The 21,345-nt window shown below is 38.1% G+C and carries 25 protein-coding genes and 1 tRNA gene; 10 read left to right on the forward strand and 16 right to left on the reverse strand.

Annotation, left to right across the window (positions count from 1 at the left end):
- Positions 1 to 29: 29 nt before the first annotated feature.
- The 6 genes from QT327_RS15660 to QT327_RS15685 all read right to left on the reverse strand — a co-directional run bounded on the left by QT327_RS15660 (position 30) and on the right by QT327_RS15685 (position 5,394).
- Positions 30 to 2,057, reverse strand: a complete 2,028-nt coding sequence (locus tag QT327_RS15660; RefSeq protein ID WP_130855749.1) for a M3 family metallopeptidase — start codon at positions 2,055 to 2,057, stop codon at positions 30 to 32.
- A gap of 130 nt (positions 2,058 to 2,187) precedes the next feature.
- Entirely contained in the window at positions 2,188 to 2,412 is a 225-nt protein-coding gene (locus QT327_RS15665; RefSeq protein WP_013667284.1) for a hypothetical protein, read from the reverse strand.
- A gap of 31 nt (positions 2,413 to 2,443) precedes the next feature.
- Positions 2,444 to 2,785 (reverse strand): hypothetical protein, encoded by a 342-nt coding sequence (locus tag QT327_RS15670; protein WP_130855748.1) that lies wholly within the window; start codon positions 2,783 to 2,785, stop codon positions 2,444 to 2,446.
- Between the two features lie 33 nt (positions 2,786 to 2,818).
- The gene (locus QT327_RS15675; RefSeq protein WP_013667286.1) at positions 2,819 to 3,394 is read right to left on the reverse strand and encodes an RNA polymerase sigma factor; all 576 of its coding nucleotides are present in this window, start codon (positions 3,392 to 3,394) and stop codon (positions 2,819 to 2,821) included.
- A gap of 211 nt (positions 3,395 to 3,605) precedes the next feature.
- On the reverse strand, positions 3,606 to 4,529 hold the full coding sequence (locus QT327_RS15680) for an SMP-30/gluconolactonase/LRE family protein (RefSeq protein WP_130855747.1): 924 nt from the start codon (positions 4,527 to 4,529) through the stop codon (positions 3,606 to 3,608).
- A gap of 34 nt (positions 4,530 to 4,563) precedes the next feature.
- Entirely contained in the window at positions 4,564 to 5,394 is an 831-nt protein-coding gene (locus QT327_RS15685; RefSeq protein WP_289553300.1) for an alpha/beta hydrolase, read from the reverse strand.
- 181 nt (positions 5,395 to 5,575) lie between these two features.
- Here QT327_RS15685 and QT327_RS15690 point away from each other — a divergent pair, with 181 nt between their 5' ends.
- Entirely contained in the window at positions 5,576 to 6,061 is a 486-nt protein-coding gene (locus QT327_RS15690) for an anthrone oxygenase family protein (RefSeq protein WP_289553301.1), read from the forward strand.
- A gap of 4 nt (positions 6,062 to 6,065) precedes the next feature.
- Here QT327_RS15690 and QT327_RS15695 read toward each other — a convergent pair whose 3' ends face one another.
- Positions 6,066 to 6,656, reverse strand: a complete 591-nt coding sequence (locus QT327_RS15695) for a 2'-5' RNA ligase family protein (RefSeq protein ID WP_289553303.1) — start codon at positions 6,654 to 6,656, stop codon at positions 6,066 to 6,068.
- A 217-nt stretch (positions 6,657 to 6,873) separates the two neighbouring features.
- Positions 6,874 to 7,137, reverse strand: coding sequence for a VOC family protein (locus QT327_RS15700; protein WP_354004822.1), 264 nt, complete (start codon positions 7,135 to 7,137; stop codon positions 6,874 to 6,876).
- Positions 7,138 to 7,591: 454 nt separating this feature from the next.
- On the opposite strand from QT327_RS15700, the gene QT327_RS15705 reads away from it, so the two are divergent.
- A complete protein-coding gene (locus tag QT327_RS15705; RefSeq protein ID WP_130855743.1) occupies positions 7,592 to 8,026 on the forward strand; it encodes a soluble adenylyl cyclase-like protein in 435 nt (144 codons plus the stop codon).
- Positions 8,027 to 8,142: 116 nt separating this feature from the next.
- Here the strand turns inward: QT327_RS15705 and QT327_RS15710 are convergent, their stop codons facing one another.
- The 3 genes from QT327_RS15710 to QT327_RS15720 all read right to left on the reverse strand — a co-directional run bounded on the left by QT327_RS15710 (position 8,143) and on the right by QT327_RS15720 (position 10,893).
- Positions 8,143 to 8,937, reverse strand: coding sequence for a response regulator (locus QT327_RS15710; protein ID WP_289553304.1), 795 nt, complete (start codon positions 8,935 to 8,937; stop codon positions 8,143 to 8,145).
- A 206-nt stretch (positions 8,938 to 9,143) separates the two neighbouring features.
- Positions 9,144 to 9,875, reverse strand: a complete 732-nt coding sequence (locus QT327_RS15715; protein ID WP_013667294.1) for a LytR/AlgR family response regulator transcription factor — start codon at positions 9,873 to 9,875, stop codon at positions 9,144 to 9,146.
- Positions 9,859 to 10,893, reverse strand: coding sequence for a sensor histidine kinase (locus QT327_RS15720; RefSeq protein WP_130855741.1), 1,035 nt, complete (start codon positions 10,891 to 10,893; stop codon positions 9,859 to 9,861). Before QT327_RS15720 ends, QT327_RS15715 begins: the two co-directional genes overlap by 17 nt.
- 241 nt (positions 10,894 to 11,134) lie before the next feature.
- On the opposite strand from QT327_RS15720, the gene QT327_RS15725 reads away from it, so the two are divergent.
- Positions 11,135 to 11,632 carry a hypothetical protein gene (locus QT327_RS15725; protein WP_289553306.1) on the forward strand — a complete coding sequence of 166 codons (498 nt, stop codon included), beginning with the start codon at positions 11,135 to 11,137 and terminating at the stop codon, positions 11,630 to 11,632.
- Between the two features lie 120 nt (positions 11,633 to 11,752).
- Here QT327_RS15725 and QT327_RS15730 read toward each other — a convergent pair.
- Positions 11,753 to 11,840: transfer RNA gene (locus QT327_RS15730), tRNA-Ser, on the reverse strand.
- Between the two features lie 336 nt (positions 11,841 to 12,176).
- On the opposite strand from QT327_RS15730, the gene QT327_RS15735 reads away from it, so the two are divergent.
- Positions 12,177 to 12,473, forward strand: coding sequence for a hypothetical protein (locus tag QT327_RS15735; protein WP_130855739.1), 297 nt, complete (start codon positions 12,177 to 12,179; stop codon positions 12,471 to 12,473).
- Between the two features lie 65 nt (positions 12,474 to 12,538).
- On the opposite strand, the gene QT327_RS15740 is transcribed toward QT327_RS15735, so the two are convergent.
- The 4 genes from QT327_RS15740 to QT327_RS15755 all read right to left on the reverse strand — a co-directional run bounded on the left by QT327_RS15740 (position 12,539) and on the right by QT327_RS15755 (position 14,659).
- Positions 12,539 to 12,910, reverse strand: a complete 372-nt coding sequence (locus QT327_RS15740; RefSeq protein ID WP_013667298.1) for a DUF423 domain-containing protein — start codon at positions 12,908 to 12,910, stop codon at positions 12,539 to 12,541.
- Positions 12,911 to 12,948: 38 nt separating this feature from the next.
- Positions 12,949 to 13,080, reverse strand: coding sequence for a hypothetical protein (locus QT327_RS15745; protein WP_289553307.1), 132 nt, complete (start codon positions 13,078 to 13,080; stop codon positions 12,949 to 12,951).
- Between the two features lie 10 nt (positions 13,081 to 13,090).
- A complete protein-coding gene (locus tag QT327_RS15750; RefSeq protein ID WP_289553308.1) occupies positions 13,091 to 13,948 on the reverse strand; it encodes an LLM class flavin-dependent oxidoreductase in 858 nt (285 codons plus the stop codon).
- Between the two features lie 69 nt (positions 13,949 to 14,017).
- Complete coding sequence (locus QT327_RS15755) at positions 14,018 to 14,659, reverse strand: M949_RS01915 family surface polysaccharide biosynthesis protein (RefSeq protein WP_289553309.1); 642 nt, start codon at positions 14,657 to 14,659, stop codon at positions 14,018 to 14,020.
- Between the two features lie 89 nt (positions 14,660 to 14,748).
- Between QT327_RS15755 and QT327_RS15760 the strand changes: the two genes are divergently transcribed.
- From QT327_RS15760 to QT327_RS15785, 6 genes are all read left to right on the forward strand, one after another.
- Entirely contained in the window at positions 14,749 to 15,402 is a 654-nt protein-coding gene (locus QT327_RS15760) for an HAD family hydrolase (protein WP_013667301.1), read from the forward strand.
- Positions 15,403 to 15,532: 130 nt separating this feature from the next.
- A complete protein-coding gene (locus QT327_RS15765; RefSeq protein WP_289553310.1) occupies positions 15,533 to 16,498 on the forward strand; it encodes a lysylphosphatidylglycerol synthase transmembrane domain-containing protein in 966 nt (321 codons plus the stop codon).
- 140 nt (positions 16,499 to 16,638) lie between these two features.
- Complete coding sequence (locus QT327_RS15770; protein ID WP_289553311.1) at positions 16,639 to 18,114, forward strand: phosphatidylglycerol lysyltransferase domain-containing protein; 1,476 nt, start codon at positions 16,639 to 16,641, stop codon at positions 18,112 to 18,114.
- Between the two features lie 193 nt (positions 18,115 to 18,307).
- Positions 18,308 to 18,991, forward strand: a complete 684-nt coding sequence (locus QT327_RS15775; protein ID WP_013667304.1) for a response regulator transcription factor — start codon at positions 18,308 to 18,310, stop codon at positions 18,989 to 18,991.
- A 15-nt stretch (positions 18,992 to 19,006) separates the two neighbouring features.
- Positions 19,007 to 20,341 carry a sensor histidine kinase gene (locus QT327_RS15780; protein ID WP_013667305.1) on the forward strand — a complete coding sequence of 445 codons (1,335 nt, stop codon included), beginning with the start codon at positions 19,007 to 19,009 and terminating at the stop codon, positions 20,339 to 20,341.
- Positions 20,342 to 20,489: 148 nt separating this feature from the next.
- A complete protein-coding gene (locus QT327_RS15785; RefSeq protein WP_289553312.1) occupies positions 20,490 to 21,302 on the forward strand; it encodes a TolC family protein in 813 nt (270 codons plus the stop codon).
- Positions 21,303 to 21,345 lie beyond the last annotated feature (43 nt).

Consider the following 21,345-nt stretch of genomic DNA (forward strand, 5'->3'; position numbering starts at 1 on the left):
AAAACGTAAATTAAATCAAACAGGCTGGCCTAGTTACTGATTAATCCCGCTCGTTTTAACAATGCATCAATTGAAGGCTTCCTCCCGCGAAAGTCTTTATAAAGCTGCATTGGATCAACGGTACCGCCTTTACTGAGTAGAACCTTAAACTTTTCAGCGATTTCCCTATTAAAGATACCTTTTTCTCGAAAATATGCGTATGCATCTGCATCAAGAACTTCAGCCCATTTGTAGGAATAATATCCTGCAGAATACCCACCGGGAAATATGTGGGAAAAGGATGGACTCATAGCGGTGCCCTCGACTGCCGGATAAAGTTGCGTTTCGGCTACAATGCGCCGCTCGAATTCTGCTATTGCATCATCTGGCCTTAACTGATTTGTGTGATAGGCTAAATCCAACAAACCGAAACTCAATTGTCGTAAAGTTTGATAAGCTTCCATGAAATTTGCAGACGCAACGATCTTATCAATTTCTACTAAAGGAAGCGGCTCGCCTGTTTTATAATGTTTTGCAAAACTAGATAAAAATGTTTTATCATAGCAATAGTTTTCCATGAACTGTGAAGGAAGTTCAACAAAATCCCAATATACATTGGTACCGGAAAGACTTTCATATACAGTATCCGCCATTATTCCATGCAAGGCATGACCAAATTCATGAAATAAAGTAGTCACTTCATTAAACGTCAGTAGCGATGGGATATCTTCATAGGGACGCGAAAAATTACAAACGATAGAAATATGAGGTCTTATGTTTTGACCCTCAAACTTTGATTGCCCACGATAACTCGTCATCCACGCCCCCGCACGCTTACCTTCTCTAGGAAACCAATCAACGTAAAGCAATGCCTTATGTTTACCATTCTCCGACACTTCAAAAACGTCCACCTCCTGATGGTATTTCTGAATATCATTCCGCCTGTCAAATGTCAATCCATATAGCCTATTCGCTACATCAAATGCAGCTTTGATTACGCTTTCAAGCGGGAAATATGGTTTTAAAGCTTCTTCAGAAAAATTGTACTTAGCTTCCCTTAATTTTTCCACATAGTATGCGTGATCATATGGCATCAATTCGTCTATATCGTCTGCCGATGCAATATGCCTTAACTGATCAATTTCCTTTTGCGCAAAAGGTTTAGCCTTGATCAACAAATTATGGAGAAAATCCTCAACTTGTTTGGGTTCGGCCGCCATTCTTTCTTCCAAAATAAAGTGAGCATGTGTTTCATAACCCAGTAGCTCGGCGCGTTCTTGTCTCAAAGCAACTATTTTTCTAACACATTCTTCATTATCGTATTCGTTTTTGTTGAAAGCCTTTTTAGAAGAAGCTAAATAAAGTTCCTTTCTTAAATTCCGTTTTTTTGCATACTTCATAAATGGCATCATGCTTGGAAACTGCAAGGTAAAGATCCAGCCTTCCACTCCTCTTTTCTCTGCCTCTTCCTTTGCTACACTTTTTACAGACTCCGGAAGTCCGTCCATATCCTGCTCGCTTGTAATATGCAAAGTGTAGGCATTCGTTTCATGCAAAACGTTTTGTGAGAATTTAACTTTCAATGTTGAAAGCTCTTTATCAATATACCGTAGCCTTTCTTTTTGGACAGCGTCAAGTAATGCACCATTTCTTGTAAAACTTTTATAAGTCTTATCTAACAGTCTATATTCTTCTTCAGACAAACTTGATTTAGGTGTATCGTTAAATACTTTCTTTATCCTTTGAAAAAGACTTTCATTAAGGGTTATATCGTTTCCGTATGCTGCAAGTAAAGGGGAAAGTTCCTGCGCTAAATTTTGAAGGTAGTCATTGGTTTCAGCAGAATTGATATTAAAAAAACCTTCAGCGATAACATGCAATGGTTTCCCTGCTTTTTCAAGTGCTATTATAGTATTGTCAAACGTCGGATCGGCTGGATTGTTAACTATTTGTGCGATCTCCTGCTTCGCCTGTGCTATACCGTCTAAAATTGCAGGCTTAAAATCTTCTTGATTTATATTTTCAAATGGAAAACTATTAAAGGGGGTATTGAATGGCTTCAAAAGTGGATTATGCATAATATTGGAAATAAATTCCAAACTTAGACAAAATGCTCGTCATTCGCGAACGCTGTAGAAAAAAAGAGAAAGTAATTGCTTTTATATGTAATCTGTGAATACCTATAAAAGCAATTGGCCTTCGTCGAATTTACAACTCATACTCCATATGTTCACAATATATACCTTCTGTTCTCAATAAATTTTCAATCATTTCGGGACGGACATTTAACGATACCACCCGTAGGACTCGATCACAATCGTCTAAATCAAAACTCCACTGTTTGATTAACTTAATGGATTTAAACAAGGCAGCTACTTGCTGTACATGTTTTTGAGCATTAACACTCGTTTTAAAAATTAACACTTGGTTCATGATACTTCCTTAATTTTTGTTGATTTCCATTCTATTTTTCCTCTTGAAAGCTCCTCCAATCACACCACCGCTCGCGCATGTAGGTTCTCATTTTTTCTGTATCCATTTCATTCGTTTTTTCAAATTTATCGCGCATTGACCGTTTGCTCCAAGGTGCACCTCCTCTTCGCCCTCCTTTGCCAAAGCCAAAAAGAACCTTGGAAAGAACAAATAATGCCATTGCCTGCCAAAGATTTATGCTATGTATATTAAAGATTGCTGCAATACTGAAATTCCATAATAGCATAACGATATAACTTACCAAGAACAGGAAAGTAACCGCTAGTATAGGTATGGCAATAAATCTAAATTTACTTCTGAATATCCGTTTCATCACTTTATGTTTTTATCAATTTTACCGATTCATTTATTTATCCAACTCTTTATAAAAGACAAGTAAGCGTTTCCTTAAATGTAGCACAGCATAACGCTTCCTAGAAATCAATGTATTCACGGACTCTCCGGTACGTTCCGCAATTTCCGCAAAAGGGATATGGTCTAACTCATGCCATACAAAAACATCACGTTGTGCTGCAGGCAATTCTTCCAGTGAGCTGAATAACGTTTTCCACATCAACCGATCTTGATAAGTTTTTTCCGGACTGTCGTTAACACCTAAAAGTAACTCACTAAATGATACAGATTGTTCATTGTCATCTTCCATGGTATCATCGTAAGAAGTTTCTGTCTTCTTTCTGTATTTATCGATAATACGGTTTCTTGCCACTCGGTAAAGCCACCCACCTACCTGTTCTACCGGCTCCGAATTAATGACTGCTGTTAGCTGAAACCACACATCTTGCAAAATATCCTCTGCATCTGCATCACTTTTGACACGCTTCCTAATAAAGCTTAGCAACCCCTTCCCATAAGATGTTATGGTGGTTAAGATTTTGCTCTGCTTATCTTCTGACATGCCTTTTGCTATTGATAACTGATCCATCTCTTTAACTTATCTGTATAGACGAGTGGGTCAATGAAATATTTCAATTTTTTTTAAAATTTTTCGCCTTCGTTCCAAGGCCCTCAAAAACAATATCCGCAGGTAGTTCCTGTGAAGAGCATGTGAAGCAAATTCTTGAAAAATTGATAATAGAGAATAGGAAACCGGTAAAAAAATAAGCAACTTAAAACTATCGTGGGAGTGATTATCGCTACTTACTATAACCCTTTGTGCGCATTTTTAGCGTAAACACCTTATCACTAGCGGTAATAAAAAGAATATTTCCATCACGGCCTCCGAAACATACGTTCGCGGTCCATTTTGCCGGCACTGAGATATGTGCAATCTCCTTCCCCTGCTTATCATAGACGGTGACTCCTTTACCTGTTAAATAAAGGTTTCCTTGAGTATCAATTGTCATTCCATCAGAGCCCTTATGAATAAAGAGCCGCTTTTTTGCGAGCTTCCCATTCTTTTTTAAGGTATAACGATAGGTTTTATTGTCGCCGATATCTGCTACGTATAAATAATGGCCATCAGGCGTTCCAACAATTCCGTTGGGCCTTTTGAATCGATCGTCCAATCGAACCAAGTGCCCGCCTTTTTTGTACAAATACAATGCTTGCACTTTTAAATCAGGGGCCTTTCTCTTCCAATAATCTCTCTGGTAATAAGGATCCGTAAAGTAAATGAAGCCGTTAGGTGCTACCCAAACGTCATTTGGACCATTGAGAAGTGTATCTTGATAATGCCTCACTAACTTCTCAACCACGCCGTTCTCAATTCGCCAAAGCTGGTTCTGTTCATCAGCACAAGCGATCAGCGCCCCTTCCTTGTCGAAATACAACCCATTTGCCCTTCCTGCATTCTCCATAAAAATGCTGAGTTTTCCCTGTAAGTCATATTTCCAGATACGGTTATTAGGTTGGTCAGTAAAATATACATTACCATCACGATCAGCGGCGGGCCCTTCAGTAAAAGCAAAACCATCTCCCACGAGTTGTAACTGCTCACCAGCAAGGACTATTTCGCTACTATCAGTTACCGGTGTTGCGGAGCCATTCACTTCGTGATTATAAAGAAATAAACAACAGACAATCAAAACAAAACGGGTACAATTATTAATTGGTTTCATAATCTATAGAAAATGGTCGCCAGGTGGGAATGGATCAGTTTAAACGATTGACAATCTCTTCTGTCCTACGAGTGACTTCCTTAAGCAGCAAGGGAAATGCGGGAAAAGTCATATTATGTCCATATCCGCCTAGTTCAATAAGAGACGTCGCATTATGCCCTGCTAACTTCATCATACGCGCCATGTAGGCATTTTCTTCGTATCTTCCCAAAAGCTCTAAATCCCTGTCCCCCGTTATGAGTAATAGTGGCGGCGCATCGGCTCGTACATAAAACAAAGGAGCAAATTCGTCAACCACTGCCTGTACATCACGGATTCCTCTTTCTTTCCTTATCGTGAAATGAGTAATGGTATGACCACTAAATGGTATCACACCGGCAACTTGATTGGCGTCGATATTATATTTTTTTAAGTAAGCTTTATTAAGGGTCAGCATCATTCCGAGGTACCCTCCCGCCGAATGTCCGGACACGAAAATTAGTTTCTCATTCCCCCCAAACTCTTTGATATGCTTAAATACCCAAGCTGTTGCTGCTGAGGCGTCCTCAATCACGTCACTTCCTTTAACTTTCGGAGAAAGCCTATAACTGACACCAACAACAGCAATTCCTTGATTTTTTAGCGCTTCCGGCACTTCCTTCTCGCCTCCTGTCAAACCACCTCCATGAAACCAGATAACGGTAGCAAAGTCGCTTTTATTTTCGGGATAATAAATATCCAGCGTGCATCGCTTCTTCTTGTAGCTATCCAATCGGGAGCCCTCCTCGTAATAAGACACGTTAGCTTTCGTATTATATTGAACGACTTGCGCATTCGCAGATAATTTTAGTAGAATTAGATATAAAACAAAAAAACAACGCTTCATTTTGTATTTGCTTAAGGGAAAACCATTATTGAGTAAAGTCTAAAATTACACTATTTTTTAAAAATAGCGATAATGATTCGTTTTATTCCCTAAGTACCTAAAATTGTCGTATTTATTCTATTCTGTGAGGCAGTTACAATTTATTTTTACATGTACATCAATAAACATTAAAATATAGATTATGAATCAGTTATTAACTTTATGCGCACTCTTAGCAACAGCGATCATGTCTGGGCTTTTTTTTACTTGGAGTAACGCCATCATGCCGGGTTTGAGGAGGTTACCAGCTTTCGAGTCATTGTTGGCATTGCAATCGTTCAATCGGGTCATACTTAATCCTTGGTTTATTATCGTTTTTCTGGCTCCCTTACTATTGTTACCGCTAAAGGTCTTTTTTGCTTATCGACAAGAATCTCAGCTTAAAATCTATCTGCTTGTTTTCGCTACATTGATATATGTGTTAGGTGTCTTTATTATCACAATGAGCGTAAATGTCCCCATAAACGAAGGGTTAAATAAGTTTCATTTACAACAGGCAAACCAGCAAGAATTAATGAATCGAAAAGAAATTTTTCAAACAACCTGGGTGCGCTTTAATTTCGTACGTGCGGTTAGTGCGTCTTTAAGCTTCCTCCTTCTGTCGATAGCTTGCGTTGATAAAGAATAACGCACTAAAATAAATCACCTTGTTTTGGATAAGACTTATTTCCTACGAAACGAATCGTATTAACCGGTTTATATGGGCTATAAGCCGTCGTCCGCTTTAGTAATAACATTTGGGATGCTATGAAAGCTGCTTGATATGAAGGAATCTTCCAACTTCGACTAATTTCCAGACGCTGTAGTTGTAAAAGCCCCCTTGCAATCGTTACATGTGCGTTCCGAGTAAAATGATAGCAATTTTTACCTGCACGTAATAGTGGTAGCAGCGAAGACCGTTGATTGTATACGACATCCAAAATAACGCTTCCCGTTGCCACGTCAATGTAAAAGACCCGTTCGAAAAATCTAAAACCGTTTAAAATTACTTGAAATGGGCTAACATAACAAGCTAATTGGATCAGCTTATTTATAATAGCTCCTTCATAGTTTTCAAACTGCATAAACTTCAATAGTGTAAGGTGAGGATATGTGATTAAGGCGTTTGGAAAATCATATGTATCCTTAAAGACATTCTTAAAATACATAACGTGTTGTTCCACCTCCTTGGGCAACGGCAACACGAGCAAATATTCGAGCTCTCTATGTTTAATAGAAACCATAAACGACAAAACACTAAATATATTAGCAAATATAACAATTATATAGGTTTTTCTATTACGTTGATTACTTGCCATAGACTGCTTCCAACTCAGCGATGTTGATTTTTTTCATTTGAAACATCGCTTTTAAAACACGATTAACCTTAACGACATCCGGATCCAAAATCATTTCGTTTAGCACAAGCGAAGCAACTTGCCATGATACACCAAATTTATCTTAAAGCCACCCGCATACTTGTGCTTTTTCGTCACCGCCCTCGCAAAGACGTTTCCAATAATAATCAACTTCGTTCTGATCTTCACAATTCACAATAAGCGATATCGCTTCGTTGAACTTAAATATTGGCCCACCATTTAATGCCAAAAACTCTTGGCCATCAAGGGTAAATTCAATGGTCTTTATGGACCCTGCCGGTTTTCGGTGATGCTCAAAGCCCTCTTCGGTATAACGAGCGATACTTTCAATTTTACTATCTTGAATATCGAGGTATAAAAGCGAACCGCCTCTTCTGCTTCTTTTTCGAACACAAGTTTGTCGTAATTCTTTGTGATATAACGTCTCTTTTCATTGTATTTTTATCATTATTTGTTAAAATTAGTCTTCACACCAGCCAAATGATTCTTCTATAGTTAATTGAAAAAAAAGCTAAACCATCTCCGCTGCAATTTGCAGTAAACTCTATCACAAAATTGTAACGATACGAATCTACATGATCAATAAAAAAAAACAGCAGTCGCTCTATGAGAAATTTATAAGGAAAATGCGACAAACGCCTATCCGTATTCGCTTTCTTTTATCACAGAACAAACAATTTAAAAAAACAAAGCATACGATTTTTGATGTCTCTACCACAACAATGCATCAATCTTAGTCCTTCGAATTGTATAATTTATTTAAATTATATAAGTTTGTAAAAACCAATCACTAACATTACATGAAAGCTCAAGTTCAAGAAAAACAAGTAATCGAATACTTGAAAGAAATGCGGGAAGCGCTTTTACAGGAAATAAAAAGCATCGACAAAACTATTGAGGGCATTACGGGCAATAAAAGCAATAGCCTTGCCAGTCTGATCCCTTCCTCTGCCGGTTATACCCTTGAAAGTAAAGCCAATAAAAAGGTACTCAAACCGGTAGAAAATTTTGATCCCCATTCCAAACTAGACTATAAGATCAGCTATGCATTGACAAATGTAGGACAAGGATTCAAAGAGGATATTTTGGATGTTCTACAACAGGCACAACCCGAATTGGATCCATATAAACTGGAAAAAGTAGTTGCGGTAAGGCTGTCCTATCTTCTTAAAAATGGCTTTATTGAAGGTAGAAAAATAGGTCGGAGATTTGAATATACCCTAATAGGTGCTTAACGATAACTCCCCATATTTTATGGGGAGCCTATTAAAGAACAAGTTGTGGACCGTGCTTGTCCTATATTTTGACGTCCTCAAAATTTGCTAATAGATCTAAATGATATCCATTACTTCTAGTCAAGCATGGCCGCAAGCAAAGGCTTTACATCTTTAATTTCTTCATCTATTCTTTTTAAATGTTCAAGAAGAAAATCTTCATCAAAACTCGCTTGGTTTTCTAGCAATAATGCATATTCACTAAGCAGCGGCAAGCGAGCGTTGAGTGCGGTTCCTCGAAGTTCATGTGCAAGTTTTTGTATTTGCTCTTGATTTCCTTCAGTTATTAAGTTTCTAAACCTCGGCAAGAAGGTGTCCAGACTATTTAGCACATAAGTTAAAACTTCATTGATCAATTGTCTGTCATTAGCTAAAGATCGCTCCAGTTCCTCATAATTAAAATGCCGTTTATCGTGTAATATGTCGCCTTCTATTGTAATCTCCAAGTTATCCGTGCTTTCTTCTATATTTTTCCCATCTACAATAACCGGCGATAGCAGTGTCAACAGAGCTTCTGCAGTAAACGGCTTGATGATATAATCATCAATCGCCTCCTGATTATGAGTCCCATCATCGACATTGAGTGAATTCCCTGTCAATGCAATTATCCGAGGTTTGTCCCCGTTTGTTTCGGCTAATTGCTTAATTGTTACGGCAGCCTCATTTCCTCCCATAATCGGCATATTTAAATCAAGCAGCACTAAATTCGGCCTATACGCTTCATATATTTCAACAGCCTCTCGACCATTTTTGGCTTCCAAAATCAGCATACCTTTAAAGTGCTGTTCGAAGAGAGACCGAAGATAAAACCGATTGACCTCATTGTCCTCGGCAAATAAGATTCTAAGCTCGCTCGTTTTGTTTTCTTCCATTAGAAATTCTCTTTAAGTGGCAATAAAATTCAGCTGGTCATCCACGTGAGAGGTGAATTATTTCACACCTCTCTTCAATCCACAGCTGTTCATACTTTTCATGACCTTATAACGCACATAAAACTGAATAATTGCGTTTCTTTCGCGCTGCAAAATACGAAATGTAATACGTCTCCCGAAATCTACAGAAACAAGCAATGCCGTCTCTAAGAACCAAATTGATCCGCGTTCAATCGCTCAATCAGCCTTTTCTTATAGAATCGCCCAACGGGCAGGACCTCGTTTCCCACCCTCAATCGATCGCATTTATACGCCTTAATCTGGTGTAGGTTTACAATAAACGATTTGTGCATTCTAATAAAGTTATCCTCCGGCAACTTTTCTTCCATATAACTGATTCGCTGATACGTTATAATAGTTTTAGCAGCCATAACAATTTTGATATAATCTCTAACACTTTCTATATAAAGAATGTCTTTCAAAAAAACTTTGATCAATTCTTTGTTAACATTAAAGTACATGTAAACATCTTCTTGTTTTTGAACTTTATGAACGAACTCCAAACTAGAACCGCTCGTTTGCGAATATTTTGATACTGCTCTTAAAAAGCGTTCAAATCGAAAGGGCTTAACTAAATAATCTAAAACATCTAAATCAAACCCCTCTGCCGCATGCTCACGATATGCGGTAGTCATGATTACTGCCGGTCGATAAAACAACGCACGAACAAATTCTAAACCATTAAGACCCGGCATCTGTATATCAATAAATAAAATATCGACCTCATGATGTTGTATAAAATTAAAAGCTTCCAGCGCGTCGCTGCTAGAAAACACCAATTCGAGTGATTGAATTTTTTCGATATAAGAAATTAATAATTGTAATGCAGGCGGTTCATCGTCCACCGCTATACATTTTATTTTATGCAGTGATTCCATTTTTAATTTTTAGAACAACTAGGAAAGTACCGGATTCCTTCATTATACTTATTTCGTGAGCTCCTTCATAGAGAATTTCCAGTCTTCTTTTTACATTGTCTAAACCAATACCGGGGCGTTCCGATTGGGTTGTTTGCTCAGCATAATTATTCTCAATCTTAACGGTTAAGATGTCGCGTTTCATCGAGATATCCATACGTATCCAAGCATCTTTTTGCAATTTGCCTGCACCATGTTTAAACGCATTTTCTACCAGAGGCAACAATAACATTGGACTTATATAAAAATGCTCTATTTCCGAGAGGATATTTATAGAGATATCTAGTCGATCGCCAAAACGAATTTTCTCTAATTCGATATAATGCTGTATGTATTCTATTTCGTTAATGAGTGGTACAGTGTTTTCCTTTGCCTGGTATAAATTATAATCTAAAAAAGACGAAAGGCGATGAATAAGATCTGCCGCCTTCGGTTTTTGCTGAATGGAAAATGAGTAAATATTATTTAAGGTATTAAAAATAAAATGAGGATGAACCTGTAGCTTAAGCAACTCCAATTCAGACCTGATCATTTCTTTCTGAAGGGTTGCATTGAGTTTTTGTTGTTCGTAATAAGAACGAAAAAAATAGATAAGTGAATATAAACCAACAATAAGGTACATATTAACAAAATCGATAATAAGCTTAGGTACATAGAAAAAAGGCAATAACATTCCTTCGGGGTAGTATAGTGGATATGTGTGATAGTAATAAAATAACCTTCTTATCATCAGCAGCACGAACATGGTTAGCATAGAGGCAATCCAAAACAAGCGTTTGCGGCTCTTCAGATAGAATTTAGCGAAATAGACATGTACCGTTAGGATGGCCGCAATAAAGGTGGTAGGTACCATTACACAAGCTGAAATAAAATATCGCCTATACTCTCCGCTCATGGATGGAACACTTAGCCATTCGTATAGAAAATATAATGTCCAGAAAAGAATAATAAAAATGTATTGGTTATTTAACTTTTTCATCACCGGTTATGGAACTAGTCATTTTAAATCTAAGTTACCTAATATATCCGTCGAACGCCATTTTTTTTGTCATACGGCAGTTTTCGAACGACAAACGACTTATATCAAGACATATTATCATTTAGGCTAAAAACATGTCGTATATCTAAAAAAAAATTGCTGATCTATAAATGATACCTTTCTTTTGTTTTAAATCAATGCTATTTGATCATGAAAAGTTTAAAAAACGGCGATAACTTTTATGGTAATGGTTATCGTGATCATCGGTACGACCGATGGCAGGGCACAAATGCTTGTTGCGCAAAACGGATCGGAAATAGGAGAAGATTTAGACGCCCCACTTAATACCGTACTCACCTCAATTGGATCGTCTAACTCAAGGCTTGTACTGAAACATTTTAATAAGCATTTTTATAATATTTCTGACGCTCGATGGTACAAAGTAAATGATGGCCTGGTTACCAAGTTTAAACAGGAAACCATTCCCTATACGGTAAGTTATAGTGCAACAGGTATATGGAAACACACGATTAAATACCTGAATGAATCCGCTACTCCAGAAGATCTAAAAAAAATTATTCGTTCAAAATTTGATGGTTATTCTGTTTTACGTGCACGAGAAATTCAGATTCCGGGTACCGTTATTTACCTTGTTCAAATACAAAAAGACAAGCACTATAAAGAAATTTCGGTACATAACAAGCGTATTCGCACACTAAAGAGCTTATACCCGCTTTAGCTTAGCATCTCATTTCACAGATTGTTAGCCCCGATTATCAAATTGACGGAATAGTAGTAATCATAATAGGTTGGTTTCCGGTAAAAAGAAAAGCCCGATAACTAGTCGGGCCTGTTTTCGCGGAGAGTGAGAGATTCGAACTCTCGATACCCTTTTGAGGTATACACACTTTCCAGGCGTGCTCCTTAAACCACTCGGACAACTCTCCGTTTATCCCTTACCTTGAAGGACTGCAAAAATAGGAGTTTTGGCGTATTTGCCAAAATAAAAATGTATTTTTCGGCTAATGTGAATTTGGTGACCGGGGCGAAAGGGTACTAAAAATGCTGTCCTATAAAAAATGTACTAAATCTCATACATTTCAGCGTACTATCCCCCCTTATTGTATAGCCATCACCAACTTCTTGCTTATCTGCCCTTATTAGCGATCGGTTTAGTTAATAAATGTTAAAGTTCGCTATTGCTAAGCTTTCTACATATTCCTTGGAATGTTTTTTGCCTAAGGGCACATAGAATCGCGGAAAGATTTTTAACAATCTAACTGATGAAATTGATAATAAATTGTTTGATCGCCTTAGCCTTATGCTCCTGTAGCAAGGATAACTTTGAAATAGAGACAGAAACGGATATATATACGTGGAATCGCGAATTATATCGCATAACGCCTTCCTATAAATACATTAATAATGTTCGCATCTCCGATGAACCCAAAGAAGAGTTTGTTTCTTATGACGTAATTAAATTAAGCTCACAACAAGCGCAACAACAACAAGACAGTCTTTTTCAAGCGTCCAACGGTAAATATCTATATCGTTTTAAAAAAGTCAGTACACACAAATAACAGTCAGGCATTAACTATTCGACAGTAAGATAAGATTCCTTCAAAGTAATATGGAAAGTTTATAGTTACTTTGAAAGAACCTGATAGAGCAATAAAGCCCATCCAATTACCAAGAAAAGTCCACCAAGAGGGGTGATGGGTCCTAAAAAACGTAGTTTACGACCGAACGCCGAGCTGAGACACAAACCATAAATACTGAATGAAAACAAGATGACACCAACAATAAATAGTATACTAATTGTTTGAAATAGTGCCACATCTTTGTATAGTTCACCTATACCTATCAAAACAATTGCATGGTACATTTGGTATCTTACACCGGTTTCAAAACTTTGCTGTTGATCAACCGTAAATTTCTTTTTCAAAGCATGAGCACCAAAGGCTCCTAATATTACGGCAAGGAGGCCAAAAGCAGCGCCAAAAATTTGAGCAACCATCTGTTTTTATTTATTAGTCAAGTGATTTAGCATTATTCTTATATGTCCTGTAACGCTTCTTTCAGTATGGTAAAAGAGGCAAGCCTTTTATTCAGATCATAGATATAACTAGTGGCCATCAACTCATTGATACCCATCTCGGCAATAAAGGCCGATAATTGTCGGCTCAAGGTATCTTTGCTACCCCACAAAAGTACAAGCAGTCATATTATTTACCGCTTGCTGGACCTCGGGGCTCCATGCCAGGGCCAAAGAAGGATTCGGTGGTTGCAATGGCTGCCGTTGATCCGTCAAAATGCCAATAAACATCCGATACAAACTGGAGGAAAGAAACTCCGCCTCCTCGTCCGTATCTGCTCCAATAACATTAACACAAGCCATAACATAGGGTTCGTTCAGATGTTCTGAAGGACGGAATTCTCGTTTATATATGGAAACGGCTGCTCGAAATTGAGCGGGTGCAAAATGGGATGCAAAGGCATAAGGTAAGCCTAAACGCGCTGCTAAATGTGCACTATCCGTGCTTGAGCCCAATATCCATATCGGAATATCAAGCCCTTCACCGGGAAATGCTCGAACCTTGCTGTCCACATTATCTCCACTTAAAAACTGTTGCAACTCTTTGACATCATCGGGAAACTGAAAAGCGGCGTGCATATTATTTTTCCGCAAAGCCATGGCTGTCAGCTGATCTGTGCCAGGTGCTCGCCCCAAACCTAAGTCGATACGTCCAGGATATAGTGTTTCTAAGGTCCCGAACTGTTCTGCAACAATCAACGGCGTATGATTGGGTAACATAACTCCACCGGATCCCACCCTAATTGTCTTAGTACGACCAGCGACGTGGCCAATTAATACGGCTGTAGCGGAACTGGCTATATGTTCCATATTGTGGTGCTCCGCTAGCCAAATTCGACGATAACCTAATTCTTCGATGTGCTGGGCTACTCTTACGCTGCTTTCTATTGCTGTTCCTGCATCTCCCCCTTCCACTACTACTGCCAGCTCTAGAGCTGATAAAGGAATTTGTTCTGTCATAGTTCAACAAATGTAGCCTTTAAGGTGAGTTACCGCTGTAAGCTTTAAGTCAAATTCTATTATAAAATGTCAGCCGTCTTTCAGAATCACTCCCCGCTCCGTTCTCATGATTTCCATTAATTGAAGAACATGCCGACGAATACTTAAAGGCAGTGCAGCGTAGCTCTTATCAAATTTCAACGTACGGCAAGCATCCAACGCGCATTCCTGCGCACGAACGCCAATCTTCGCGGTTTTATAAAAAACAAATATCTTGACTCGTAGCGGTTCTTCATCCGATTTATCCTTCCCTTTATAAGAAGCATAAACGACAACAGGATCGATATACCCATCGCCATCTAAATCTGTAAAAGAACAATAGGATGTCCAGAAACGAATATCTCTTTCTTCCTCCTTTATAAAGTCCTTAAATTCTGTTTTTTTTAAATACCCGCCATGATCCTGTAAGTATAAAATCCCCATAATGGATGAATTAGTAGCTGTGTCACTCCCAGCCACATAATTATTTTCCAAAAGCAACATATCCCATAAACCACCTCCATCTCTATATTCAAAGCCACGGAATACAGGCATATCTAAATCACCTTCATAAGCAATTTCGTCTATTTCGGCAGCATTTAAGATTCTTATCTCTTGGGCAAATGATACGGCTATAAACAACATTGTACCAATCAGGCATATTACTTTTAAGAAAATCTTCCTATTCTTCATTAGAGCAAATAGATTTGGTATTTAAACACCACAAAACTAACTTAGTCAAATTGATTAATAAATAGCCATTTTCAAGTATTTCACCAGCCATGATAAAAAAAATAAAAGCAGTTATTTTTGATCTTGATGGAACGATCGCTAATACGCTTCCACTTTGCATTCGAGCTTTCCGTGAGTCTATAGAGCCACTAATTGGCCAATCAATTTCGGATCAGGAAATCATCTCTACTTTCGGCCCTTCAGAAGAAGGGACTATTATGGCCCTGGCTCCGGCGCATTATCAACAAGGCGTTTCCAACTATTTAAGTAATTACGAAGTATTACATGAAATATGTCCACAACCCTTTGAAGGTATACGTGAAATGCTGGCTGACCTAAAAAAGCATCAGGTTGAAACGGCTCTTGTGACAGGAAAAGGAGCACTGAGCACCGCCATTTCCCTAAAGCGTTTTGATCTTCTTTCTTTTTTTAAGTTGATCGAAACCGGGTCGCCGAAAGGGCCAAGAAAAGTTGAGGGTATTCAAGCTGTACTAAATCATATGCCTGATTTTAAGAAAACCGAGGTCATTTATGTTGGCGATGCTCCCAGCGATATAACAGCCTGTAAGGACGTTGGCATTCCCATTGTAGCGGCGGCTTGGGCAGAGACTGCAGAGGCTGATAAACTACGAGCCTTAGCACCCGACTTTATGTTTTATGACGTTAAAGATTTTCATGGATGGCTGCTTGAAAAAGTTAAATGAAGGTGGTACTTGTTACGGAAAATCTCTATTATTCAGCCTATTGATAAAAGTATGTCGCCACGTATCCAAAACACAAACTTAGTATTATCTTAAAATGAAGTTTATTAAGTTTAACAAGATTTGAACCTAAATGAGCAGCTTAATAAATCGTTTTAAACAACATAACTATTACGTAAAGGAAATCATAGGTCTCCTTTTTGTCCTATTTGGCATTTACTTTTTAAAACAGCAGCGTGAAGAGCTGATCAAAGTAAAAGAAACGACCGTTCAAAGCGACCCTTTATGGGTACTAATTGGCATCATCGGTGTACTTCTATATATCCTACTCCAAGCTCTCATGTATGTCCATAGTTTCAAAACGGTTGGAAAAACATTATCTATCCGACTAGCCACGCAGCTGTTCCTCAAAAGAAACTTATTAAGTGTATTCCTCCCGGGAGGCGGCGTGACATCCTTAGCTTTTTTTACGAAAGAAATTGAACGAACGGGCATCAGTAAAACAAAGATAAATTTTGCTTCCTATATATACGGTGTTATCGGCATCATATCAGTTGTCTTATTCGCCTTTCCGGTTATCCTATACATTTCTTTTACAAATCAACGCTATGGAGGTGAATGGGAAACCTTATTGGCTCTCTGTTTGCTGCTATTTTTGATCGGTTATATCAGTTATGATATTTATGTTGAAGGCAGCTTCTATAGATGGCTATTACTGCGCTTCCCCGCACTTGAGGCAGTTGTTTTAGAACTTAAAAACGGACATTTCAGCAAACAACAACTAGGTTTAACATTGCTCTATTCCATATTGATTGAACTGGTTGGAATAATCCATTTACTATTGGCCATGAAAGCTCTCCATTTACAATACGATGTATCGGCTGCTATACTCGGCTATGTAATTGCAACCTTGTTCCTTTGTATTTCACCTTTTTTAAGGGGGCTTGGAGCCGTCGAAGTATCTTTAGTAGTGGTGCTCAACCGATTCGATTTTAGTACTACAGAGTCACTTTCCATTACTTTTCTATATCGTCTTTTTGAATTTTGGCTACCGCTTCTACTGGGTGTTTTTAGCTTCGTTTTTCAAAGGGTAATTTAATTTTACGCATTTTTCCGTCTGTACTACTTTTCACACTGGGAATCGTCAATATCGCCTCTGTATTAACGCCTGCTATAGCGAGTAGAGTTAAAACACTGCATCGCTTCATTCCAAATGATACGATTCACTTCTCTAACTACATGGTTTTGCTGATCGGACTACTGCTGCTTATCTGCTCGGCATTTTTAATTAAAGGGTTAAGAAATGCTTGGCTAATTGCACTACTACTTAGTTCTTTATCTTTTATCGGTCATCTTACCAAGGCGATCGACTATGAAGAGGCCTCTTTGGCACTGTTCACAATCGTCACGTTATCTGTTACCTACAAACAATATTACATCAAAGGTGATAAGAAGCTTCAAACATTTAGTATCACTACCTCCCTCATCGTTATTTGTGCTGTATTAATCTATGGAACAATAGGCTTTTATCTTTTAAAAGCCAATCACTTTCATGAAAATTTTTCAATTCTTGACTCGTTTGTTAACACCCTGGCTTGTCTTATTCTAGTAGACACCACTTATCTAAATCCACATACGGAATTTGCCAGACTATTTGTTTATTCCATTAATTTATTCGGTGCTCTTGCCATCTTAATGTTATTCTATTCATTCATCCAACCCTATATTTTTAAAACTAAAAGAAACGAAGAAGAATTGATTAGAGCACATGCAGTGATTACCAATTACGGAAAATCAGCGGTTGATCATTTTAAGCTTACCAATGACAAGTTATTCTTCTTTCCTGCGGATATAGATTCCATGATCGCGTATAAAATAGCCAATAGCTTCGCTGTTGTCTTACATGAACCGGTATGCTTTGACTCACCACTAGTTAAGGAGCAAACAATTTATGCATTTGAAAGATTCTGCCAACAAAATAGTCTAAAAGCCATTTATTATCGTGTGGATGAGGATAATTTAGAATTCTATAGATCAATTAAGAAAAAAGCACTTCCTATCGGGCAAGAGGCAATTGTCGACTTAAGCCGATTTAACCTGGAAGGTAAAAGCAACAAATCCTTAAGAAATGCCTTGAATAATATCGAAAAGAAGGGTTTTATTACGAAGATTTACACGCCACCAATAAAAGATGGCTTGCTCCAAAAATTAAAGTCGGTCTCAGACGAATGGCTGATTATGCTCAATCGCGAAGAAATGGTTTTCTCTCAGGGAGCTTTTAATGAGACAGAATTGAAACAGCACACCATTATTACCTTAGAGAACACGGATGAAAAGGTTGTGAGCTTCCTAAATATTATACCGGATTATATGCCCGGTGAGACTACTTATGATCTTATTAGAAAAACAGCCGACGCCCCTAGCGGAAATATGGATTGTATTCTTATAAAACTAATAGAGTATGCTCAACAACAAGGGTTCAAATCTTTGAACATGGGCTTAGCTCCTTTTTCCGGTATTGACTCACCGACGGATATACCACAACGGACCATTAAGTTCGCCTACGAAAAACTGCAACAATTCAAACATTACAAAGGCTTAAGAGAGTTTAAAGACAAATATAATCCCACATGGCACACTAAGTATTTAATCTACTCAAACGACTACGATCTCCTGCATATCCCCCTAGCTTTAAATAAAGTGATGAAAGCTTAACGCAATAAGCAACGCCTTTTTTTGGGCAAGGGCACTTCAAATTTTTTTCAAAATTAGTCTCTATCTTGTGCTCTATTTAGCGTTTTGTTAATTTATTCTGTGGAAACCGATAAGTTTAAGCGATAATTGGCTATAAAGTATATTTTTAAGTCCCCGCATCCGGTTTGCTCATCAGATGTAAAACTAGTCGTAAATGAAAATTTTGGTAATAGAAGACAATAAAGAACTCGCTAGCAGTATTCATGATTACCTAGCTGGAGAAAATTATATCTGTGAGCTGGCTTTTAGCGCAACCGAAGCGCGCGAAAAATTGCTCTTCTTTACCTACGACTGTATAATTCTTGATATTATGCTTCCGGATGGAAACGGGCTCGAGTTGCTCAACTTGGTAAAAGAAGAACACATCAACGGTTCTATATTGATTATTTCTGCCAAAGGAGCGCTAGATGATAAAATAAAGGGCCTAGAAGAAGGAGCCGATGATTATCTTACCAAACCTTTTCACTTGCCGGAACTTCATGCACGTCTGAGAGCCATACATCGAAGAAAAAATCTAGACGGCAATAATATCATCTCTTTTAAGGAAATCACGTTAAATACTAATACCTTTGAATTAAAAATACATGGAAAAGCACTAGATGCGACCAGAAAGGAGTTTGAGCTTCTTCTTTATTTTCTGGTAAACAAAAATAGAGTTTTATCACGACAAGCTATTGCCAACCACCTTTGGGGCGATTACACGGATAATCTTAGCAATGTAGACTTTGTTTACCAGCACGTTAAGAATCTCCGAAAAAAAATCAATATGGCGGGTGGCGACGATTACATTGACACGATTTATGGTTTAGGATATAAGTTCAACACAAACAAGGGTTGATATAAATTCCAGATAATGAAATTAGCGGACAAATTTACACTGTGGTTTTTGGCGATAATATTACTTGTAACGCCTATCAGTATGTTCACGACATTAAGTAACATACGCAATCGTATCGATAATTCAGAAATAGAGCGCTTAAAAGCTGTCAACAATGAAGTAGCCGAGCAGTTGAAAGCAGGAATTGCGCCCGATCAGTATTCGCAGGGAAGACCAATCGCTATATTGAAGATAAACAGCGCCTTACCCCAAAACAGGGTACAAGTACAAAAACAACAATGTGACAGTACCGCTTCCGTTACCGATGAATGCCGAATAACGGTCAGTTGTTATTATACCATAAATGGCATCAATTATCAAGTATCTTCCTATAATTACGTAACGCAATCAAAACAGATTTTAAAAGGGATGCTCTTAACGGCCATTTTGAAAACTGTATTGATCGCTTTAGTGGTTCTCTTAACCGTCCGTTTGGTATCCAAAAAGATTCTTTCTCCATTTAATCAAACACTGAAAAGTATACAGAAATTTAGCATTAAAAAAAAGCAGCCGTTAACGCTTAATCATACTAATACGAAGGAATTCCAAGAACTGAACCGATTTCTGAAAAAGATGACGGACAAGGCAATCAAAGAATATAGTTTGGTAAAAGAATTTAGCGAAAATGCATCGCATGAACTGCAAACTCCACTAGCTGTTCTACGAAGCAAATTGGAGCTACTTACGGAAACGGACATACAGCAAAATCAGGCATCGCTTATCGCAGACATGCAAAACGCGATCGAGAAGTTGTCAAGAATCAATCACTCGCTCCTTTTACTCACGAAACTGGAAAATCAGGAATTTGAAGCGACCAAAGAAATAAACTTCACTAAACAGGTTCTTGAGTTACTCACGATTTATGAAGATAGGATAGCAATTAAAGAGCTAAAGGTAACGCAACACATCGATCCTGATATTACCGTCAGAATTAATCCGGCCTTAGCGGACATGTTGTTCGATAATCTGCTTAGCAATGCAATCAGGCATAATGTAAAGAATGGAACCATTTTCCTAGAAATAAATAAAAAGGGAATTTTAATAAAAAATACCGGCCCCGAACCGATTTTCCCAACAGAGGAGTTATTCCAACGCTTTAAGAAAAGCAATCAGTGCAGCAACAGTGTAGGTTTGGGTCTTGCTATTGTTAAACGAATTTGTGAATTGAATAACTTTGATGTCCAATACACTTACGAAAACAGGTTGCATATGCTAACCGTTGATTTTCCAAGAGCTGGGCTTACGGAGACTGATCGAGAGGAAGGTATTTCGGTTTTGGGACAGGACAATCAAATTGTTACATTAGGATAACAAAATAATCACATTTTGATCACTTCCTTCAAATTCTCTTCAAAATCATTCCCCAATTTCACAAAAGATACTACTAATACTTTTATTTTTTGTGAAATATTCATTCCGTTGGATAATAAGGTATTGCATTTCAAGCCTATTATCATTAATGTTAACACAACATGCTTGGACACAGCAAAAATTGTCTCTAAAGGAAGCCCTCGAATTAGCAATTAACAACTACGGCAGTGTCAAGGCTAAAGCGAATTATGCCAAGGCTTCTTTTTCTTCCGTTGAGCAAGCTAAACGAGATTATCTTCCTAACTTGGTCTTATCCGCGCAACAAGATTATGGAACAGTCAATGGTCAGAACGGACCTCTCTATGGTTTTGGTGGATACGGTGTAGCCTCTTCGGGGCTACCGCTTCCAAACCAGAACTGGAATGCCGCGTTTGGATCGCTTTATTTAGCCAATGTCAATTGGGAATTCTTCTCCTTTGGAAAAGCTAAGGAGCGGATCAAAGTAGCACGAGAAGTTGCCGAACGAGACAATATGGATTTGCAACAGGAGCTGTTCAATCATCAGGTAAAAGTGTCAGCGGCTTATTTGAATCTTCTGGCTGCACAAAAACTCACGCTTTCGTATAAGAAGAATCTCTTTCGGGCCGATACATTCCGCCAAGTGGTTGTCACCAGAGCATTGAATGGGCTCATTGCCGGCGTAGATTCTTCCTTGGCAAATGCGGAGGTATCTAACGCTAAAATAGCATTGACCAAAGCAAAAGATTTTGAACAGGAACAGAGTAACAAGCTGGCGCAATTAATGGGTATTCCTCCAACCGAATTTACCTTAGATAGTTTTTTTATTTCGCATGTACCGGCAGGTATGGAACAGTCGACCGACAGTGATATTGCAAACCACCCTACTTTGAGATGGTATCAATCCCGTATTAATGTGGGGAAAGAACAAAAAAATATCTAAAAACACTTTATTACCCTTCCTTATCACTTGTTGGAATCTTTCA

Origin of the sequence: Olivibacter sp. 47 (assembly GCF_030372825.1) — a bacterium.
GTDB lineage: Bacteria > Bacteroidota > Bacteroidia > Sphingobacteriales > Sphingobacteriaceae > Olivibacter > Olivibacter oleidegradans.

What these genes read in the sequence shown, in the direction of transcription:
- QT327_RS15660 (WP_130855749.1), bottom strand. Translation starts at nt 2,057, where the DNA reads ATGCATAATCCACTTTTGAAGCCATTCAATACCCCCTTTAATAGTTTT.
- QT327_RS15665 (WP_013667284.1), bottom strand. Translation starts at nt 2,412, where the DNA reads ATGAACCAAGTGTTAATTTTTAAAACGAGTGTTAATGCTCAAAAACAT.
- QT327_RS15670 (WP_130855748.1), bottom strand. Translation starts at nt 2,785, where the DNA reads ATGAAACGGATATTCAGAAGTAAATTTAGATTTATTGCCATACCTATA.
- QT327_RS15675 (WP_013667286.1), bottom strand. Translation starts at nt 3,394, where the DNA reads ATGGATCAGTTATCAATAGCAAAAGGCATGTCAGAAGATAAGCAGAGC.
- QT327_RS15680 (WP_130855747.1), bottom strand. Translation starts at nt 4,529, where the DNA reads ATGAAACCAATTAATAATTGTACCCGTTTTGTTTTGATTGTCTGTTGT.
- QT327_RS15685 (WP_289553300.1), bottom strand. Translation starts at nt 5,394, where the DNA reads ATGAAGCGTTGTTTTTTTGTTTTATATCTAATTCTACTAAAATTATCT.
- QT327_RS15690 (WP_289553301.1), top strand. Translation starts at nt 5,576, where the DNA reads ATGAATCAGTTATTAACTTTATGCGCACTCTTAGCAACAGCGATCATG.
- QT327_RS15695 (WP_289553303.1), bottom strand. Translation starts at nt 6,656, where the DNA reads ATGGTTTCTATTAAACATAGAGAGCTCGAATATTTGCTCGTGTTGCCG.
- QT327_RS15705 (WP_130855743.1), top strand. Translation starts at nt 7,592, where the DNA reads ATGAAAGCTCAAGTTCAAGAAAAACAAGTAATCGAATACTTGAAAGAA.
- QT327_RS15710 (WP_289553304.1), bottom strand. Translation starts at nt 8,937, where the DNA reads ATGGAAGAAAACAAAACGAGCGAGCTTAGAATCTTATTTGCCGAGGAC.
- QT327_RS15715 (WP_013667294.1), bottom strand. Translation starts at nt 9,875, where the DNA reads ATGGAATCACTGCATAAAATAAAATGTATAGCGGTGGACGATGAACCG.
- QT327_RS15720 (WP_130855741.1), bottom strand. Translation starts at nt 10,893, where the DNA reads ATGAAAAAGTTAAATAACCAATACATTTTTATTATTCTTTTCTGGACA.
- QT327_RS15725 (WP_289553306.1), top strand. Translation starts at nt 11,135, where the DNA reads ATGGTAATGGTTATCGTGATCATCGGTACGACCGATGGCAGGGCACAA.
- QT327_RS15735 (WP_130855739.1), top strand. Translation starts at nt 12,177, where the DNA reads ATGAAATTGATAATAAATTGTTTGATCGCCTTAGCCTTATGCTCCTGT.
- QT327_RS15740 (WP_013667298.1), bottom strand. Translation starts at nt 12,910, where the DNA reads ATGGTTGCTCAAATTTTTGGCGCTGCTTTTGGCCTCCTTGCCGTAATA.
- QT327_RS15750 (WP_289553308.1), bottom strand. Translation starts at nt 13,948, where the DNA reads ATGACAGAACAAATTCCTTTATCAGCTCTAGAGCTGGCAGTAGTAGTG.
- QT327_RS15755 (WP_289553309.1), bottom strand. Translation starts at nt 14,659, where the DNA reads ATGAAGAATAGGAAGATTTTCTTAAAAGTAATATGCCTGATTGGTACA.
- QT327_RS15760 (WP_013667301.1), top strand. Translation starts at nt 14,749, where the DNA reads ATGATAAAAAAAATAAAAGCAGTTATTTTTGATCTTGATGGAACGATC.
- QT327_RS15765 (WP_289553310.1), top strand. Translation starts at nt 15,533, where the DNA reads ATGAGCAGCTTAATAAATCGTTTTAAACAACATAACTATTACGTAAAG.
- QT327_RS15770 (WP_289553311.1), top strand. Translation starts at nt 16,639, where the DNA reads ATGGTTTTGCTGATCGGACTACTGCTGCTTATCTGCTCGGCATTTTTA.
- QT327_RS15775 (WP_013667304.1), top strand. Translation starts at nt 18,308, where the DNA reads ATGAAAATTTTGGTAATAGAAGACAATAAAGAACTCGCTAGCAGTATT.
- QT327_RS15780 (WP_013667305.1), top strand. Translation starts at nt 19,007, where the DNA reads ATGAAATTAGCGGACAAATTTACACTGTGGTTTTTGGCGATAATATTA.
- QT327_RS15785 (WP_289553312.1), top strand. Translation starts at nt 20,490, where the DNA reads ATGTTAACACAACATGCTTGGACACAGCAAAAATTGTCTCTAAAGGAA.